Origin of the sequence: Streptomyces viridiviolaceus, from assembly GCF_014650995.1 — a bacterium.
Classification (GTDB): domain Bacteria; phylum Actinomycetota; class Actinomycetes; order Streptomycetales; family Streptomycetaceae; genus Streptomyces; species Streptomyces viridiviolaceus.
Map to the genome: position 1 here is coordinate 71373 of NZ_BMWA01000034.1, position 18456 is coordinate 89828.

Annotated in this window: 17 protein-coding genes and 1 pseudogene; 10 read left to right on the top strand and 8 right to left on the bottom strand. The window is 71.0% G+C overall.

All coding sequences use genetic code 11. The features are described 5' to 3' along the window. The first annotated feature begins 277 nt into the window (after nt 1-277). The 6 genes from IE260_RS35595 to IE260_RS35620 all read left to right on the top strand — a co-directional run bounded on the left by IE260_RS35595 (nt 278) and on the right by IE260_RS35620 (nt 8358). Nucleotides 278-1003 (top strand): flavodoxin family protein, encoded by a 726-nt coding sequence (locus IE260_RS35595; protein WP_189879569.1) that lies wholly within the window; start codon nt 278-280, stop codon nt 1001-1003. A 3-nt stretch (nt 1004-1006) separates the two neighbouring features. Then, a complete protein-coding gene (locus tag IE260_RS35600) occupies nt 1007-1939 on the top strand; it encodes a DUF5996 family protein (RefSeq protein ID WP_189879590.1) in 933 nt (310 codons plus the stop codon). A gap of 345 nt (nt 1940-2284) precedes the next feature. Further along, nucleotides 2285-4969 carry a SpoIIE family protein phosphatase/ATP-binding protein gene (locus tag IE260_RS35605; protein WP_189879624.1) on the top strand — a complete coding sequence of 895 codons (2685 nt, stop codon included), beginning with the start codon at nt 2285-2287 and terminating at the stop codon, nt 4967-4969. A 245-nt stretch (nt 4970-5214) separates the two neighbouring features. Continuing rightward, complete coding sequence (locus IE260_RS35610) at nt 5215-5586, top strand: hypothetical protein (protein ID WP_189879591.1); 372 nt, start codon at nt 5215-5217, stop codon at nt 5584-5586. A 150-nt stretch (nt 5587-5736) separates the two neighbouring features. Then, nucleotides 5737-6981 carry a PP2C family protein-serine/threonine phosphatase gene (locus IE260_RS35615; protein WP_229881632.1) on the top strand — a complete coding sequence of 415 codons (1245 nt, stop codon included), beginning with the start codon at nt 5737-5739 and terminating at the stop codon, nt 6979-6981. A gap of 168 nt (nt 6982-7149) precedes the next feature. Beyond that, nucleotides 7150-8358, top strand: a complete 1209-nt coding sequence (locus IE260_RS35620; RefSeq protein WP_189879626.1) for a Cmx/CmrA family chloramphenicol efflux MFS transporter — start codon at nt 7150-7152, stop codon at nt 8356-8358. A 251-nt stretch (nt 8359-8609) separates the two neighbouring features. Here the strand turns inward: IE260_RS35620 and IE260_RS35625 are convergent, their stop codons facing one another. After that, nucleotides 8610-9017, bottom strand: a complete 408-nt coding sequence (locus IE260_RS35625; RefSeq protein WP_229881633.1) for a hypothetical protein — start codon at nt 9015-9017, stop codon at nt 8610-8612. Nucleotides 9018-9064: 47 nt separating this feature from the next. Then, a pseudogene (locus IE260_RS42880) lies at nt 9065-9208 on the bottom strand (class I SAM-dependent methyltransferase); the annotation flags it as partial. Nucleotides 9209-9391: 183 nt separating this feature from the next. Between IE260_RS42880 and IE260_RS35630 the strand changes: the two are divergent. Further along, a complete protein-coding gene (locus tag IE260_RS35630) occupies nt 9392-10081 on the top strand; it encodes a class I SAM-dependent methyltransferase (protein WP_189879595.1) in 690 nt (229 codons plus the stop codon). 38 nt (nt 10082-10119) lie between these two features. Here the strand turns inward: IE260_RS35630 and IE260_RS35635 are convergent, their stop codons facing one another. Together IE260_RS35635 and IE260_RS35640 are read right to left on the bottom strand one after the other, a co-directional pair. After that, nucleotides 10120-10485 carry a peptidoglycan-binding domain-containing protein gene (locus IE260_RS35635; RefSeq protein WP_189879598.1) on the bottom strand — a complete coding sequence of 122 codons (366 nt, stop codon included), beginning with the start codon at nt 10483-10485 and terminating at the stop codon, nt 10120-10122. Between the two features lie 237 nt (nt 10486-10722). After that, nucleotides 10723-11376: a YceI family protein gene (locus IE260_RS35640; RefSeq protein ID WP_189879600.1), complete on the bottom strand. Its 654-nt coding sequence runs from the start codon at nt 11374-11376 to the stop codon at nt 10723-10725. 306 nt (nt 11377-11682) lie between these two features. Between IE260_RS35640 and IE260_RS35645 the strand changes: the two genes are divergently transcribed. Next, the gene (locus IE260_RS35645) at nt 11683-12240 is read left to right on the top strand and encodes a hypothetical protein (protein ID WP_189879602.1); all 558 of its coding nucleotides are present in this window, start codon (nt 11683-11685) and stop codon (nt 12238-12240) included. 39 nt (nt 12241-12279) lie between these two features. Here the strand turns inward: IE260_RS35645 and IE260_RS42710 are convergent, their stop codons facing one another. The 4 genes from IE260_RS42710 to IE260_RS35660 all read right to left on the bottom strand — a co-directional run bounded on the left by IE260_RS42710 (nt 12280) and on the right by IE260_RS35660 (nt 15330). After that, a complete protein-coding gene (locus tag IE260_RS42710; protein ID WP_268254978.1) occupies nt 12280-12414 on the bottom strand; it encodes a hypothetical protein in 135 nt (44 codons plus the stop codon). A 44-nt stretch (nt 12415-12458) separates the two neighbouring features. After that, complete coding sequence (locus IE260_RS35650) at nt 12459-13463, bottom strand: HEAT repeat domain-containing protein (RefSeq protein WP_189879604.1); 1005 nt, start codon at nt 13461-13463, stop codon at nt 12459-12461. Between the two features lie 6 nt (nt 13464-13469). Beyond that, on the bottom strand, nt 13470-14138 hold the full coding sequence (locus IE260_RS35655) for a HEAT repeat domain-containing protein (protein WP_189879606.1): 669 nt from the start codon (nt 14136-14138) through the stop codon (nt 13470-13472). A gap of 247 nt (nt 14139-14385) precedes the next feature. Further along, nucleotides 14386-15330, bottom strand: coding sequence for an aldo/keto reductase (locus IE260_RS35660; RefSeq protein ID WP_189879608.1), 945 nt, complete (start codon nt 15328-15330; stop codon nt 14386-14388). Nucleotides 15331-15613: 283 nt separating this feature from the next. Here IE260_RS35660 and IE260_RS35665 point away from each other — a divergent pair, with 283 nt between their 5' ends. Together IE260_RS35665 and IE260_RS35670 are read left to right on the top strand one after the other, a co-directional pair. Further along, nucleotides 15614-16942, top strand: coding sequence for an MFS transporter (locus tag IE260_RS35665; protein WP_189879611.1), 1329 nt, complete (start codon nt 15614-15616; stop codon nt 16940-16942). 202 nt (nt 16943-17144) lie between these two features. Beyond that, nucleotides 17145-18119: a quinone oxidoreductase family protein gene (locus tag IE260_RS35670; protein WP_189879612.1), complete on the top strand. Its 975-nt coding sequence runs from the start codon at nt 17145-17147 to the stop codon at nt 18117-18119. Nucleotides 18120-18456 lie beyond the last annotated feature (337 nt).

Below are 18456 nucleotides of genomic sequence, written 5' to 3' on the forward strand. Positions count from 1 at the left end.
AAATATTCCTATCAGGCATGCCCTGGTGTGGGAAGGGTCGGACGACTTGCTCCCGCTCAGCGGGAAGACGTCACCGTCAGCCACCCGGTGGGCGCGGTGGGGGCAGTTCCCCGGCGGCACCTGACCGGACGCGCGCCGGGTTGCCCGCGCGGAGTACAGGGGTGAACCTGCTGGCAGACACCGTCCCGCTCGGCGCACCGAGAATCACCGGACACCCAGGCCAGGAGGACCACATGGCGGTACCAGCAGCCTTCGGGCCGGACGGGTGGATGCCCGAATGAGCGGCCCCGCGACGCCGGATCCGCGGTTCGAGGGACTCCGCGCGATGTTCGTCAACGCGACGCTGAAGCGGTCACCGGAGGTCAGTAACACGGAAGGACTCATCGACCTCAGCGCAGGCATCATGCGCGGGCACGGTGTCGAGGTGGACGTGGTCCGTGCGGTCGACCACGACATCGCGACCGGTGTGTGGCCCGACATGACCGAACACGGCTGGGCGAGCGACGAGTGGCCGAAGCTGTTCGAACGGGTCCTGGCCGCGCACATCCTGGTGCTGTGCGGCCCCATCTGGCTGGGGGACAACAGCTCGGTGATGAAACGGGTCATCGAACGGCTCTACGGCTGCTCCAGTCTGCTCAACGAGGCAGGGCAGTACGCCTACTACGGACGCGTCGGGGGCTGCCTGATCACCGGCAACGAGGACGGCATCAAGCACTGCGCCATGAACGTCCTGTACAGCCTGCAGCACCTCGGCTACACCATTCCCCCCCAGGCCGACGCAGGGTGGATCGGCGAAGCCGGGCCCGGCCCCTCCTACCTCGACCCCGGCTCCGGGGGCCCGGACAACGACTTCACCAACCGCAACACCACGTTCATGACCTACAACCTCCTGCACGTGGCCGCCATGCTGCGGCGCGCGGGAGGAATCCCTGCATACGGCAACCAACGCACCGAGTGGGACGCCGGTTGCCGCCCCGACTTCCCCAACCCCGAACACCGGTGACACATGGCACTCACCACTGAAGCATGGCCGCGACTGAGGGTCGCCGACTGGGCCGACACACGGGAAACGTTGCACATGTGGACCCAGATCGTCGGCAAGGTGCGGCTCGCCCACGCTCCCATGGTCAACCACTGGTGGCAGGTCACCCTCTACGTCAGCCCTCGCGGTCTGACCACCTCCGCCATCCCCTGCGGGACCAGGGCGTTCGACATCGAATTCGACTTCATCGACCACCGGTTGGGCATCCGCAGCAGTGACGGCGCCACCCGCCACGTGAAGCTGGAGCCCAAGTCGGTGGCACGGTTCCACGACGAGACGATGCGCGCACTGGGCGAGCTCGGCATCGAGGCGCCGATCAAGCCCCGCCCCAACGAGGTCGAGCCCGCGATCCCGTTCGCGGAGGACGACCAGCACGCCTCCTACGATCCCGACGCGGTGCACCTGTTCTGGCGCCAGCTCCTGCAGGCCAACCGTGTCATGGGTGACTTCCGCTCCCGCTTCGTCGGCAAAGTCAGCCCCGTCCACTTCTTCTGGGGCGCCATGGACCTCGCCTGCACCCGCTTCTCCGGCCGGCCCGCCCCGCCCCACCCCGGCGGCGCGCCCAACTGCGGCGACTGGGTCATGGTCGAGGGCTACTCCCAGGAACTGAGCAGCTGCGGCTTCTGGCCCGGAGGCGGCGACGAGGGAGCCTTCTACGCGTACGCCTACCCCGAGCCCGACGGCTTCGCGGCACACGACATCAGCCCGGCCGACGCCTACTACAGCCGTGAGAACGGCCAGTACCTCCTGCCGTACGAGGCGGTACGCGCCGCCGACGACCCCGACGGCGTGTTGATGGGATTCCTCCAGTGCACCTACGAGGCGGCAGCCGTGCACGGTGACTGGGACCGGGCCGCGCTCGAGGACGACCCCGGACGCTGGGACCACCACCGATGAACGACGCCCCGCGCCACGGAACGCACACCAGGGTCAGGCACCCCTCCGACCGGGTGGGCGGCCGGCTTCGCCTCGCCGAGGAACGCCGTCCCGGCCCACGCCGCTGACCGCCCCGGTGACCCCCGGGCGGTCGCCCGGCCTGGTGACGACCGGTCGCCGCCATGGGGCACGAATGCTAGGAATGGACTCATGGCCGGGCTTTTCAGTCGATTCCGGGCTCCGGTCGTCCGTACGCTCTCCGGCAGGCGCCGGCGCGGGTCCTCGGACTCGGGAGGCGATCAGCGCACCAGGTCCGAGCACGAGCACGAGATCCAGCACCAGCACCCGGGGAGACGTGTGCGCTCGATGCTGAGCGTGCGCAGCGTTGCCGGTCAGGTGTTCGTCCTGCAGTTCGTGGTCGTGGTGCTGCTGATCGCCGCGGCGGTGGTGACGCTGGTGCTGCAGGCTCAGCGGGACAGCACGACCGACGCCGGCCGCCGGGCGCTCGCCGTGGCCGAGGCCTTCGCGCACGCCCCTGGGACGGCGGAGGCGATGACCGGTGCCGACCCGGCCGCGGTGCTGCAGCCGCGTGCCGAAGCGATCCGGAAGGGAACCGGCGTCGACGCCGTCGTGGTGTTCAACCGGCAAGGGATCCGCTACACGCACCCCGACCCCGAGCTGATCGGCGAACGCGTCATCGGCCCGGTACAACCCGGTGCAACCTACACGCGGACCCTCAGGACGAGCCAGGGGCTCTCCGTGGTCTCGACGGTCCCCGTCATCGCGGCTGACGGGAAGGACGTCGGTCAGGTGGGCGTCGGGATCACGGTCGAGCAGGTGCACGACGTGGTGAACCGGCAGCTCTCGCTGCTGCTGGGCGCCGCCGTCGGGGCGCTGGCCCTGGCCACAGGCGGCTCTGCCCTGGTGGGCCGGCGCCTGCTGCGGCAGACCCGCGGCCTCGGGCCGGCGGAGATGACGCGCATGTACGAGCACCATGACGCGGTGCTGCACGTGGTGCGGGAAGGCGTGCTGGTCCTCGCGGGTGACGGGCGGCTGCTGCTGGTCAACGACGAGGCACGGCGGCTGCTGCGGCTGCCGGTGGACGCGGAGGAACGCCACGTCGGCGACCTCGGCCTGGACGCGAGCCTGGCCGAGCTGCTGTCCTCGGGGCGGGTGGCCACCGATGAGGTGCACCTGGCCCGGGACCGGCTGCTGGCGGTCAACGTCCGGCACACGGACCGCGAGGGCGGGCCCGGGGGCAGCGTGGTGACGCTGCGGGACACCACCGAGTTGCGGGCGCTGGCCGGCCGGGCGGAGGGGGCGCGCACCCGGCTGCGGCTGCTGTACCAGGCCGGAATGCGGATCGGCACCACCCTCGATCTGATGCGCACCGCGCAGGAGCTGGCCGAGGTGGCCGTCCCACGATTCGCCGACGCCGTCACCGTCGACCTGCTGGACCCCGTTCTGCGCGGCGAGGAGCCGGCCGGGGCGAGCACGCGGATGCGCCGTGTCGCCGGTCGCGGGACCAAGGGCGACATGCCGCTCCACCCGGTGGGGGAGTTGCCCACGTCCGTGCCCATGACGCTGCAGGGCTCGGCCATGGACACCGGCCGCGGTGTGCTCGTCGCGGATCTGGCAGCCGAGCAGCGCCGGTGGACCCACGGCCCCGAACGCGCGGCGAGGATCCTGGACCACGGCGCCCATTCGCTGATCACGGTGCCGCTGCGGGCCCGGGGCGTGGTGCTCGGCATCGCGAACTTCTGGCGGGCGGAGACCCCCGAGCCCTTCACGGACGAAGATCTGTCGTTCGCCGAGGAGCTGGCGGCCCGGGCGGCGGTGTGCATCGACAACGCACGCCGGTTCACCCGCGAGCACGCCACGGCCGTCACCCTGCAGCGCAGCCTGCTGCCCCGCGGCCTGCCGGAGCAGTCCGCGGTGGACGCCGCCTACCGCTACCTGCCCGCCGAGGCGGGCGGAGTGGGCGGCGACTGGTTCGACGTCATCCCGCTGCCCGGCACCCGCGTGGCCATGGTCGTGGGCGATGTGGTCGGCCACGGTCTGCACGCGGCGGCCACCATGGGCCGCCTGCGCACCGCCGTGCACAATCTGTCCTCGCTCGACCTGGCGCCGGACGAGCTGCTGAGCCGCCTCGACGAGCTGGTCACCCACATCGACGCCGACGAAGCGGGCGAGGAGGGCGGCCAGGGCGTCACCGGCGCCACCTGCCTGTATGCCATCTACGATCCCGCCTCCGGCCGAGCAGTCCTCGCGCGGGCCGGTCACCTCGGGCCCGCGCTGGTCCGCCCCGACGGCACCGTGGACTTCCCGGACGTGCCCGCCTCCCCGCCCCTGGGCCTGGGCGGCGCGGAGCCCTTCGAGACCGCCGAGCTGCGGCTGGCCGAGGGAAGCCTGCTGGTCCTGCACACCGACGGGCTCATCGAGGACCGGGGCCGCGACATCGACCTCGGCCTCGGTCTCCTCCGGGACACGCTGGCCGGCCACCCGGACCGCAGCCCGGATCAGACCTGCCGGGCCGTCTTCGACGCCCTGGTGCCCGCCCGGCCCAGGGACGACATCGCCCTGCTCGTGGCCCGCACCCGCCTGCTGGACCCGGCTCGGATCGCCCACTGGGAGGTGCCCTCGGACCCGGCGGCGGTGGCACCGGTGCGCGCCGCGTGCGGACGGCGACTCCATGCCTGGGGGCTGGAGGGGATCGCCTTCACGACCGAGCTGATCCTGAGCGAATTGATCACCAACGCCATCCGCTACGGTGCCCCGCCCATCACCGTCCGTCTGCTGTACGACCGGGCCCTGATCTGCGAGGTCGCCGACGGCTCCAGTACCTCACCCCACCTGCGGCGGGCGGCCACGACGGACGAGGGCGGCCGGGGCCTGTTCCTCATCGCCCGGTCCGCACAGCGTTGGGGCACTCGCTACACCGCCCGCGGCAAGGTCATCTGGACGGAACAGGCACTCCACGAGAGGGCGGCGGATACCGGCGGGGACCTGGGTGAGGCCCTGCTCGAGCAATGGAGCGACGAAGCCATGTGACGGCTCTGCCCTGCCCCTGCGCGGCAGCGAGCCGGAGCAGATCCGACACGCCGGGGTGGGCGAGCGGCCGCGCCCGTCCTGACGGCATGACAGCCGACACGGGTCACCGGTCGGCCGCACGCCCGGGAAGGGCCAGTGGTCGGACGGCATGGGACGCAGTGCGCCGTCCTCGCACCTGCCGTTCCGGTGCCCTGTCCCGCTTACGCTGATAACAGTGCCGCCCTCGCACGCCTGGGAGGTGTGCCGTGACCCGTGCCCACCGCTTCCACCTGGATGTGGCCGGTCACTCAGTGACCGTGCAGACACGCCATGCGACGCGCGAGACCGAGCTGCTCGTGGACGGCAAGACGGTCGGCTACCAGCGCACACCGGCGGGACACCGCAGGCACACGGTCGCGCTCGCCGCCGAGCTGCCCGGTGACCCGCCCCAGCCGTTCGACGTGACTCTCCGCATCGGCGATGCCGCCGGCCACACCGCCACGTGCGTGCTGGAGATCGCCGGACGCCGGTATCCGATGCCGGACTCCCCTCTGGGCGGAGCGGACCGCACCCGGCTCCGCGGGCCCGCGCGTCCGCTCCGCCGGATGCGCAGACTGCTGCGCCGAAGCCTTCGGTGACGCATCCGCCGCCGACCGGAGCAGTCCGGCAGCGCCGGGGCCCTGCCCGTCGGCCGTGCCGTGCCTCGGTGCGGGTACAGACCTGCTTGTTCGGCCCTGTGAAACGTTTGTGTTACCCATGCCCGTTGCCGCATGCATAGGGTGGTGGGTGTGGCGAGATGGCACGAGTCGCATCCCGGACCGGCGCTGGCAGGTGCGGCTGAGCCCGGCGGCGACGCTGCGGCGGACGCCGACGCACCGTCCCGGCTGAGCGCGTTGCGCGCGGCGGTGCGGATCGGCACCACGCTCGACGAGGACGCCACGTGCGCGGAGCTCACCCGGGAGGTCGCCAGGCTGGTCGGGGGTGCGGCGGCCGTGCTGGACATCGGCGGCGAAGCCGGCCCGCGGTACGAGGCCGTCGTCGGCAACCCCGCGGAGTTGCCCGCCCCCGGGTGGGCCGCCGCCCAGGCCCCGGGCCGAGGCGAGGGCGGATCCCGTCCGGTGCTCGGGAACGGCCGGCGCGTACTGTGCGTGCCGCTGATCACCGCCAGCGGCCAGCGCTACGGCGTGCTGGTGAGCGGCCGGGAGGAGGCGACCTTCACCCAGGCGGAGGTCGAAGCCGTGGCCCTTCTCGCCGCCACGGCCGCCTCCCATGTACGGCACGCCCGCGAGTACGACGCGGTGAGCGGCATGGTGGGCAAGCTGCAGCGTGCTCTGCTGTCGGAGCCGGGTCGGCCCCATCCCAATCTGGACGTGGCCATCCGCTATCTCCCCGTCGGGCAGAACACCCTGATCGGCGGAGACTGGTGCGAGACGGTGCGGCTCCACTTCGGCCGTACGCTGCTCGTCGTCGGCGACGTCATGGGACACGGTCTGGAGGCCGCCGTCGACATGAACGCCTACCGCTCCTCCCTTCGCTACACCGCCTCCTCCGACCTGCCACCGCACCGCATTCTGCGTCAGCTCGACGACCTCGCCTCCAATGAGCCGGAGCGCAGGCCGGCCACCTGCCTCATAGCGCAGATCGATCCCAATCGCGGCCAGGTGACCTGCGCCAGCGCCGGCCACCTGCCGCCGGCAGTGGTCGAGAGGCACGGCCGTACCTCATTGCTGCCGGTGCCGGTCGGTCCACCTCTGGGGACCGGCCTGGGCGGCTACGAGCGGGCCACCTACCGGCTCGACTCCGACCAGACACTGCTCCTCTTCACCGACGGGCTCGTCGAGCGCCGCGGCGAGGACATCGACCAGTCCCTGGACCGACTCGCCCACCTCGACCTCGGCGCCGCCTCGGCTGTCGAGGACCTCCTCGACATGGTGCTCACCCGCCTCGACGCCCGGCACGCGGAGGACGACGTCGCGGTACTGGCGGCCCGGCTGCACCACCGCTCCGCGCAGGCCCCCGTCGCGGCCCGCTAGGGGGCGGCCACAGATCGGCACCGGCGGTGAGCGCTCGGGCGTGGAGAGCCGACACCGCCAGATGACCGGCGCCCGCATCGTGAGATGTCGGCCGGTGAGGGAATGGCAGGAAGAGGGGGGTCGTTGACACCGTTCATGCCCAATCCTTCCGTGCAGTCGGCACCCCGTATGCCGGTCGCCGTCTACATACTCGGCCTGTCCGTGTTCGCCCTCGGCACCAGTGAGTTCATGCTCTCCGGGCTGCTTCCGCCCATCGCGGAGGACGTGGGGGTGTCGATCCCGCAGGCCGGGTTGCTTATTTCGGCGTTCGCGGTCGGCATGGTGGTCGGTGCGCCCCTGCTCGCGGTCGCGACGCTGCGGCTGCCGCGGAAGACCACGCTGGTCACGCTGATCTCGGTGTTCGGCCTGGGTCAGGTGGCGGGCGCACTGGCACCGACGTACGAGATCCTCTTCGCCTCACGCGTCGTCAGCGCGCTGGCGTGCGCCGGGTTCTGGGCGGTCGGTGCGGCGGTCGCCATCGCCATGGTGCCGACGAACGCGCGGGCCCGCGCGATGGCGGTGATGATCGGTGGACTGTCGATCGCCAACGTCCTCGGTGTCCCGGCGGGAGCGTTCCTCGGCGAGCACCTGGGTTGGCGGTCCGCGTTCTGGGCCGTGGGTGCGGCGTCCGCGATCGCGCTCGTCGGGGTGGTGGCACTGATCCCGCGCATCCCGCTGCCCGAGCGGCAGCCCAGGTTGAAGAGCGAGCTGTCGATCTACCGTGACCGCCAGGTGTGGCTGTCCATCACGGTGACCGCACTCGCGGCGGGCGGCGTGTTCTGTGCCTTTTCGTACCTGGCGCCGCTCCTCACGGACGTGGCGGGACTCCAGGACGGCTGGGTGCCCATGGTGCTTGCGCTGTTCGGCATCGGAGCGCTGGTCGGTACGACCATCGGCGGCCGGATCGCCGACGCGCACCTCTTCGGCGTGCTGCTCTCCGGCATCACCGCCTCGACCGTGCTCCTGGTGGCCCTGGCGGTCTTCGCGTCGAGCCCGGCCGTCGTGATCGCTCTGTCGTTCCTGCTCGGCGTATCCGCGTTCTACACGGCCCCGGCACTCAACGCGCGCATGTTCAACGTGGCTGGCGCCGCTCCCACGCTCGCGGGCGCGACGACGACCGCCGCGTTCAATCTGGGGAACACCGGCGGTCCTTGGCTCGGCGGCACGGTGATCGACGCGGGCCTGGGCTTCGCTGCCACGGCCTGGGCGGGCGCGGCGATGACCCTGGCCGCGATCGCCCTCGTCACCGTCTCATTGCGCCTGCACAGCCGGTCCCGGATCGTGATGGCGGTCGGTGCCGCGGACCACGAGGCAGCGGACCGGGCCCAGCGGAGGTGACGCCGGCCAGAGCGACCGCAGCCGACGCCGCCGACCGAGGTCGCGGTGGTCGTCGTGCGCCAGTTGGGGCGTCCGGGCGGACCGGCGGGCCACCGAGGGGGTGCCGGCTCCGGGGTACGGCCTGCACCGCCGGGTGAGTCGCCTCCCCGAGACACGGGCCCCCGCCCGGCAGGCTGAGGAGCACCCCGGCGTCCCGGCGCCGGCGCACTTGGTCGCTCCCCAGCCTGCTTCGAGGCCGGCCGATCGGCCGGTCAGGCGCGGCAGCGCAGCATCTCCAGCGGCGGGTTCGCGAGGAGGTCCGCCCAGAAGTCCTCGCCGAACTCACGGACGCCGGCCTCGGACACGTGCAGCGGCACCCACTCCACCTCGCTGAACCCGCTCGCCCGCAGACACCTCTCGTAGACCTCGCGGCGCGGGGCCGTGGTGACGATGCTGATCGGCTGCGGGTCGAGCAGGGCCGTGACCCGCACCCGGGGACCCGTCTCGACCTCCTCGCCGGTCGGCTCGCAGCGGAACCCGTACGTGTCCAGGGACCGGTTGTCGAACCGGTAGTCGGGCCTCTGGGCGAGCACGAAGAACTCGCCGCCCGGCACCAGGCTCCGGTGCACGTTGCGGCACATCCGCTCCATCGACGCGATGTCCTCCGCGTAGTGAGGCACTGCACTGCCAGCGCGATGTCGAAGCGCCGGCCGAGAGGCCCCAGCTCGGCCACGTCACCGACCTCGTAGAGCACCCCCAGCGACTCGCGCCGCTCGCTCTCCCGTGCGGCGGCGATCATCTCGACGGAGATGTCGACTCCGAGGACATCCGCGGCGCCGCGCCGCTTGAACTCCCTGCCGGGGCGGCACATGAGCGTGCAGCAGTACGACGCGATCGGCGAGGCTTTCGGGGGGTTCAAGTCCCTGCCTCTGATGCGTTACGGGGAGGTGCCGAGCTGGCCGTCGACCCGGTGTGCCCGGAGGATCGGACGACGAGCCCGTTCAGTGCTTCGGAGGTTGACCCTGCCCTACGGGCAGACCTGACCCTTCTGGTCATGAACAGTGACGACGATGCCCTGTTGGCGCAACAGATCGCCTACTACCGCGCAGGAGCGGCTGAGTACGACCGGCCCTACGCACAACGCGACGACCTGCAGCGGTTGCTGGCCATGGTCGATGACCTCCCGGTCGGCGGGGACGTACTGGAACTGGCCTGCGGAACGGGCCAGTGGACCTCGCTGCTGGCCGCCCGAGCGCATGCGGTGACGGCTGTCGACGCGTCCCTGGAGGCGCTGACCATCGCGCGTGCACGTACCGCATCCTCCAACGTGCAGTTCCTCCTGGCCGACGTGTTCGACTGGCGGCCGACGCAGCGCTACGACACGGTGTTCTTCGCTTTCTGGCTCTCCCATGTCCCGCCGACGCGGTTGCCCGCCTTCTGGGACGCCGTCTCCGCCATGCTCGCACCGGGCGGCAAGGCGGTCTTCGTCGACGACGGCCCCGCCGCGGCCGCAGGCGAGGAAGGCATCGCCGCGGAGCCCGTTCCCACGGTGCTGCGCCGACTCGACGACGGCAGTCAGTACCGCATCGTCAAAGTGTTCCACGACGCCCCGACGCTCACCGGCGCCCTCGCAGCGCTGGGGTGGGCGGCACACATACAGGTCGTGGACGGGCACGTCGTCGGCATGGCGGAACCACCGCCTCAGTGGCTTGATCCGCCACCGTCCCCACTCGCCCCTGGGTGATCCGTCCCGACCCGGCCGCTCGAACGGGCGAGGGGTGCTCAGGGCGGATAGGGGTGGTAGCAATCCAGTGCCGGGTGCTCGAGCACCTGCCATGTGCGGCCCTCGATGACGCCGTTCGGCGGCAGGCCGTGGCAGATCTGGATCCACTGGATCTTCTCCAAGGTGGCGGAGTCGAAGTCTCCGTCGACGGCCAGCTTGGGCGGCTCGCCTCCCCAGACGTTGCTCAGGCACTGGGCCTGCTGGACTGCCGCACCGTTGTCACCGTACGTGAGGAGGGGCCGATGAGTCGGTGACACGTAGGAACAGGGATCGGGGGCGGCCACGGCTGGATGCGGCACCACCAGGCCGAGTGTTGCGGTGGTGCACAGCGCTGCGACCACGGTGGCCCATCTGCTCTTCCTCATGCTGCTCCTTCCGGTCTGGCCACTTGCCGGGGAAGCTTGGCGTGCAGCAGCGGAGAAACCCCCATTGTTCCGCAGATCATGAGATGGCGCCTGCGCGAAGTGACCGGTGCTCGCGCGCCGCGATCCCGCAAGCCGCGTGATCCCACTGGGTGATTCATCGTGCACAGCAGGTGAACGATGTGGCCCCCCGCGGCGACAGGCAGGGGCGTGAGGCATGTGGCGGAGTGACCGGGGCGGCTATGACGTGGCTCGGATCGCGGAGATGTCGAACTGCAGCCGGACCTTTTCGCTCACCATGGTGCCGCCCGCCTTGAGGCGCTGGTTGTAGACCAGGCCCCACTCGGTGCGGTCGATGGTGGTGGTGCCGTCGAAGCCGGCTCGCTCGTAGCCGAACGGATCCATGACCGAGCCGAGGTAGTCGAGTTGCAGGTCGACGGGCCGGGTGACGTCACGGATGGTCAGATCTCCCGTCATGCGGAAGGTCTCCCCGCCCTCATGGATGGTGGATGTGCTGCGGAACACCATCTCCGGGTAGCGCCGTACGTCGAAGAAGTCGGCGCCGATGAGGTGCGCGTCCCGCTGTTCCACGCCCGTGTCGACGCTGGCGACCCTGATGACGAGTTCAGCCCGCGACTCCGAGGGCCGCGCCCCGTCGAAGTACAGTGTGCTGTCGTAGTCGGTGAAAGCACCCCGAACCGTCGTCACCATCGCGTGCCGGACGGAGAATCCGATGCGGCTGTGCGGGCGGTCGACAGTCCATCGCCCGGTCAGCGCTCGAAGTGCCGGGTCCAACGCGGCCCCGGCGGTCGTGCCGTCCGCGGCGGGGGTGCGGGTACCGGCAGCCGACGTCGGCTCGATGACGGCGGTCTGGCGGCGGCTGAAGATACCCATGAAGTCGTAGCCCCTCTCTGTCTGGTCACTCCGTGTTATCACGGAGCCGAAGGATGCTGCGCAGCGAGATGGGTGGGCTCGTCCGGGTTCCATGCCGTCGACTGCAAAGCTGCACAAGATCGGCATGAGCGGGCCAGGGCGTGTGATGCCACTGTGAACATGCCGCTGAGAACGGGCCGGCCGCAGGGAGGCGCCGTCGTATGGCGGGCCCTCTGGCGGACACGCGTAGAACTCGGGCACTATCTGTGGGCACCTCCTGAACAGTCGCCCCACCTTCATCGTGACTTCCCCCCATGGAGGGTCTGCATGAACGCCCTGAAGTCCCGGCGCCGTGCCTCCACTTCTTCCCGAAGAGCACCGAGGGTCCGCTCGGTCCTCGCCACGCTCGCCCTGATCGTGGCCCCCGGCGCCGTCGTCGTGGGTGGCTCCGGTGCCGCGTCCGCCGCCGTCACCGTGACCAAGATCAGCCACGCCACCGCCACCTCGATGTTCAGCTCGGTCGGCATCACCTGGTCGTCGTCCGGCGGCTGCTCCGACCGCAACAACGCCACCTGTACGTCGTTCGAGCAGCTGAACCTCGCCACCGCACAGGGCGCCCAGACCCTCAAGCGGGCCAGCGGCTGCGCGCTGAACATCACCGGCGGGACCGAGACCGGGCACGCCTCGGGAACGTACTCGCACTGGAACGGCTACAAGCTCGACTACAGCAAGACCACCTGCATCGGCAACTACATCAAGAACAACTTCACCTACATCGGTCTGCGCGGGGACGGCGCCGCCCAGTACCGGTCCGGCTCCGGCAACATCTACGCCGACGAGGGCAACCACTGGGACGTCCTGTACTACAACTGCGGCGGCTGCTGAAGCCCCTGTCGCCTCGGTCCGCGCGGCTGTTCACTCGGGTCACCGGCGAACCCGGTCGGCGCGGGCAGCGCAGACGAGGACGACGAGCGGCAGGTGGCCGAGCGCAGAGTCGGCCACCTGCCGCCGTGCTTCCCGGGGGGACCCGGCGGTGCTGCGTTGGCGTGTCTCTGCCATCAGGCATCTCCTCGTTCACGCACACAGCACCCAGGACAGATCCGTCATCGCCCGTTGCGCAGTTCGAGAATGTACGTGGCGGTCAGCGCAACGGCACGGTCCTCGTCACGCGACAGATCTTCGAGCGCACGGGTCGGGGTGGTCCCCGGGATGTCCGCGAGCGCCTGTGTCAGCCGTCGCCGTGCGGACGGTTCGACGGCGCCGTGGGTGAGGCAGTCGATGAGCCCGGTGGCGATCTGATCGGCCAACGCGGGACGACTTGCCAGCGTGCTCAGTGCATCGGCTGCATCGACGTCATTGGCCTCCTCGACGATCATGTCGATGAGGGTGGGGATCGCGTCGGCCGCCCCACGCGGTCCGAGCGCGAGAGCCGCATACCTGCGGACGACGATGTCGGGGTTCCTCAGGGCGTCATGCAGCACTGCGGTCGCCTCATCTTCAGGAATCTCGGCGATGGCCTGGACGGCACGTCTCCGCACCTCGGCCACCGGTGCGCCGAGGCCCTCCGCCAGCAGTGCCAGTCCGCCACCGCCCGATTGCGCCAAAGCCCATCGAAGGGCACCGGCAACGTTGGGGTCCGCCTCGCTCAGCACCGCCTCGGCCAGTGCTTCCGCCGGCACCGGAACCTCCTCGACCGAGGACAAGGCCGCGCGCTGGCGCGTCCCGGCACTCTTCGAGCCCAACGCGTGGAGGAGCGCCACGATCTGGAGGACCTCCTGCCAGCCGGCGGGTTCAGCGGCACCGATCCGACGCAGACGCGTCAGCAGTTCCGTTTCCGCTGCGATGCGTTCTCGCGTCTGGCGGATGAGGTCGTCGACGAGCTCCGAGGGCGCGAAGTCGGGGTCGTCGAGTGCGCGCCCGACTTCGCGCAGCGACAGCCCCAGAGACCGCAGGCTCTCGATATGGAAGATCCTCCGGATGTCCTCGCTCGAGTACTCGCGATAGCCGGCGCCGGTACGACCCGTCGGCCGGACCAGGCCGAGCGAGTCGTAATGCCTGAGCATGCGGGCGCTGACCCCGGACCGTCGTGCCACATCACCGATCAGCATGGCCGGTCACCCCTCCTCGCTGTTCCTGCCGAGGGCTACGATGCGCTTCGCCTCCTCGATCGCGAACTCGAATCCGGCATCCGGATCGCGCAGCAGGCGCTCCGTGGCGAGCGCGTGCTGACGCACGCGAGGGTCGAGAGCCGTCATGGCGGCGCGCAGGGTCGGCGTGACCACCTCGCCGAGAGCGACGAGCGCCCGGCTGAGGCTCAGCTGTGTCTCACGTTCGCCGCGCCCGAGCTGTGTCGCCAACACGGCGGCCAACTCGGCTTCTTCACCTTCCGGCACGAGTGCGACCGCAGCTCGCCAGGCGCTTCTCGCCACCTCGTCGTCGGAGTCGGTCAGCAGCGCCCGCGTGATCGCCGACCATGCCTGCCGGTCCCCGATCTTGGACAGCGTGTGCAACGCCTGGCTTCGTGCCTGCGCACGCTCGGAGCGGACTTCGTCGACAAGCTCCGGAACCGTCGAAGACGGTGCGTGGCGGGTGAGTGCCCACGTCAGCATTTCGCGCACGTAGAACTCGGGTTCGATCGCGCACCGTTCCACGAGCTTGCCGACGAACCGCGGGTCAGGTGTCGTGCCGACCACCAGCGCTGCCCGCAGCCGCACTGACGAGCGGCTGTCCTCCAGCCCCTGGAGAACCCGCATCGTGTCCGTGTCCGTGTCCTGTTTCGGCATGGTCGTCGGACCACCTCCTCGGCCACAGTGAAGACCTTGTCACCGTGTCAAGGTCAAGCGGGGCTCGCGCGAGATCCCGCCCTCCGCGGCCAGACCCCGAGCCGGACGCACCCCTTCCTCGACCGCCGCGACACCAGGGCCGAGCACACGTGCCCCACAACTCCGCCGGCGCAGGCCCGACGGGCACGGCGGTGGCCGGCCTTGCCATGTGGGCGTGCCACCGCCGTACGAGAGAACGCGACGGCCGTCAGGCGGAGGCTTCGGTGAGGCTGTCGAGCTCGTCGTCCGTGAGGCGCAGCTCCGTCATCTTCAGCAGGGCCGGGAGCTGGTCGACCGTCCTGGCGGAGGCGATCGGGGCGGCGACCGTCGGTCGGGCCGCGAGCCAGGCGAGGGCCACGGAGGCGACCTCGGCGTCATGCGCCCGCGCGACCTGGTCCAGGGCGGAAAGGACCTTCTGTCCCCGCTCGGACCTCAGGTGCGCGGCGGCGCCCCCCGCCCGCGGGCTCTCCACCGTCGTGCCCGGCCGGTACTTGCCGGTCAGGAAGCCGGAGGCCAGCGCATAGTACGGGACCGCGGCGAGGCCGGACCGCTCGGCGACGCGCTGCAGCTCACCCTCGTAGGTGTCGCGGGAGACCAGGTTGTAGTGGGGCTGGAGCGCCACGTAGCGGGCCAGTCCCTCGCGCTCGGAGAAGTCCAGGGAGGCCTGCAGGCGCTCTGCGGAGATGTTGGAAGCGCCGATGTGGCGGACCTTGCCCGCCTTCACCAGCTCGTCCAACGCGCCGATGATCTCCTCCACCGGCACGTCCGGCTTGTCGTAGTGGGTGTAGTACAGGTCGATGTGGTCGGTGCCCAGGCGCCGCAGTGATGCGTCGGCAGCGGCCTTGATGTTGGCGGCTGTCAGGCCCTGGAACTCGGGGTGCTGGCTGACCTTGGTGGCGATGACCACGTCGGAGCGGTTGCCGCGTTCCTTGATCCACTTGCCGATGACGGTCTCGGACTCGCCGCCCCGGTTGCCCTCGACCCACGCCGAGTAGGAGTCGGCGGTGTCGACGAAGTTGCCGCCGGCGGCCGTGTACGCGTCCAGGACGGCGAAGGACTGCTCCTCGTCGGCGGTCCAGCCGAAGACGTTGCCGCCGAGGGCGAGCGGGAAGACCTCGAGATCGGACGTGCCCAGTTTGCGTGCGGAAGTCATGTGCAACATCAACGACCGAGCCGGACCGATCCATTCCGAGCGTGGCGCCGAAGGTCGGGCATTCGGCCGGGCAGTTGCCGCGGCGGACTACGACAGCGTGCGTAGCTGGTGCCGTCCTGGTGGGGAGAGGGTGGCCCTGGCAATTTCCGAGGCGCCGGGCAGGGTCCTGGCACCTGGCACCCCACCCGTCCGGCAAACCTCGTGCACGACCATTGACCACATACCGTCCGGTCAGTACGTTCCCGGGGAACGTCCCCCCTCGCACCCACCGGAGCGTGTACGCATGGACACAGCCCCGTCCGCTCAGCCCGTCCCCACCACTGCCCCTTCCGCCCCCAACCGCCGCCGTGTGGCCACGGCCGCCGCCCTCGCCTCGGCCGTGGAGTGGTACGACTACTTCGTCTTCGGCATCGCCGCCGCCCTCGTCCTCGGCGACCTGTACTTCCCGGCCGGCAGCCCCGCCGCCGGGGTCATGGCGGCCTTCGCCACCTTCGCCGTCGGCTTCCTGGCCCGCCCCCTCGGCGGCATCGTCGCCGGCCAGCTCGGTGACAAGAAGGGCCGCAAGCCGATGCTGGTCCTCGCCCTCACCCTGATGGGCCTGGCCACCACCGGCATCGGCCTGCTCCCGACGTACGACACGATCGGCGTCGCCGCCCCGGTCCTGCTGGTCCTCCTCCGTATCGCCCAGGGCGTCGCGGTCGGCGCCCAGTGGGGCGGGGCGATGCTGCTCGCCACCGAGTACGCCCCCGAGGGCAAGCGCGGTGTGTACGGCAGTGTCGTCCAGCTCGGCGTCCCCATCGGCGTGGTGACCGCCAACAGCGTCTTCCTGCTGGCCGGCGCGCTCACCTCCGAATCGGCGTTCGAAGCCTGGGGCTGGCGGGTGCCGTTCCTGGTCGGCCTCCTCGTCCTCGGCCTGGCGTGGTACATCCACACCCGCGTCGAGGAGACCCCGGAGTTCCGCGAGGCCGAACGCGCCTTGGCCGAGAAGGAGCACACCGAGCGCACCTCCCCGCTGCGCACGATCCTGCGCGGCCACCTCGGTACGGTGCTGCTGGCCGGTGGGTCCTTCGCCGTGAACACCGCGACCTTCTACATCCTCATCACCGGAGTACTCGACTACACCACCCGCGAACTGGACATGGAACGCGGTCCGGTGCTCGCCGTCTCGCTCTGCGTCAGCCTCACCCAGCTCGTGCTGATCCCGGCCTCCGCCGCGCTGTCCGACCGGATCGGCCGCATCCGGATCTACGCGCTCGGCGCGGTCGGCATCGCCCTGTGGGCCGTACCGCTGTTCCTTCTGATCGACACCGGCTCGCTGCTGTGGCTGGCCGTCGGCACCTTCGTCGCCAGCTGCTTCCTCAGCATCATGTATGGGCCCCAGGCCGCCCTGTTCGCCGAGCTGTTCACGCCCGAGATGCGCTACACCGGTGCCTCCCTCGGCTACCAGATCGCGGCCGTCGGCGGCGGAGGGCTCGCGCCCTTCATGATGGTGCTGCTCCTGGAGGCGACGGGGACCTCGATGGCCGTCTCCGGCTACATCGTCGCGCTGTCACTCATCGCCCTGGCCTCCATCAAGGTGCTCGCGGACCGGGCCCGCTCGCACCGGTCCTGACCTTGCTCGGGCCGCGGTTCCGGACGCCCCGGGAGCGCGGCCCGAGTCGGGGCCAGGCCGGGACCACGGTGCATCACACGTTCCGTGACCCACCGTCGGCCACTGGGAGCGGCCATGGATGCCGGGTATCGGTTCCGCAGCGGAATGCGGGCAGGACTGCCCCTGTTGATGCGGCTGTCGGATGGGCCGACGCGGGAGGAGCATGATGCGCGCTGTGGTCGTCAAGACCCCTGGACCGGTGGAATCCCTTCAACTCGCGGAGGTGCCGGAGCCCTCACCGGGACCGGGCGAGTTGGCGATCGACGTCGCGTACGCGGGCGTCGGCTTCGTGGACACCCTGTTCCGCTCGGGTGCCTTCGGGGTGCCGACGCCGTTCACGCCGGGGATCGAGGTCACCGGTCACGTACGCGAGGTCGGACCCGATGTGGTCGGCTTCCGGCCCGGGCAGCCGGTGGCCGCGCTGCTGAACGACTTCGGCCGGGGCATGCGGGCGGGCGGCTACGCCGAGGTCGCCGTGGCGCACGCCGCGATGGCGACCCGCCTGCCCGACGACGCCGACCTGGCGCGCATGGCCGCCGTCCTGGTCAACGGCGTCACCGCCTGGCTCGCCCTGCACGACCTGGCCCGGCTCGGCGTGCACGACAACGTCCTCGTGCTCGGCGCCAGCGGCGGTCTGGGCAGCATCGCCGGACGCATCGCCGCCGGCCACCCGGCACGCACCGTGACCGGTGTCTTCGGCCGCACCCCGGGCCGGCCGTCCGCCACCGGCCCGTGGACGCACACCGTCCGCAGCGACGACCTCGGCAGCATCGGAAGTGGGGAGGTGGACGTCGTCGTCGACCCCGTCGGCGGTGAGCTGAGCAGGCGCGCCTACGAACTGCTCGCCCCCTTCGGCCGGTTGGTCGTGCTCGGCAACGCCAGCGGCCACGAGCACCCGGTGTCGACCGACTCGGCGTGGCTGGGCAGCAGGCAAGTGCTCGGCCTCAGTTTGGGCGGAGTGGCGCACCTCGTGCCCGACCGCGTCGCCGCGGCGCTGTCGGCGGTGGTCGGCCTGACGCACCGTGACGTCCTGCGGGAGCCGGCACCGGCCGTGCTGCCGCTGGAGCAGGCCGCCGACGCGCACCGCGCTCTGGAACAGCGAAGGGCCCCGGCCAAGACCGTACTCGCCGTGCGCTGAACCCTGGGCGGGTGATGCCGGTGGCCGTGGACGTCGCCTGTCGGTGATGTCGTCTCGTGCACGCGGCCACTGGGGTATCGCGGTGGGAGCCCGGTCGTGCGGCTCCCACCGGCAGGCCGCATGAGGCGCAGGCCGTCGAAGGCGGAACCGTCCGAGCCGGGCCTCGCTGGTCACGGCAAAAGCGTTTGACGCTTCAGCGTCGGCCAGGGAAGATCCGAGACCGTGACGACGAGCGCCGATCAAGATCAAGACCACCCCGACCCCGGCCGGACGACTCCCGCCACCCGCCCGGTCGCCCTGGTCACCGGTGTGGGCCGCACCGTGGGTATCGGGGCCG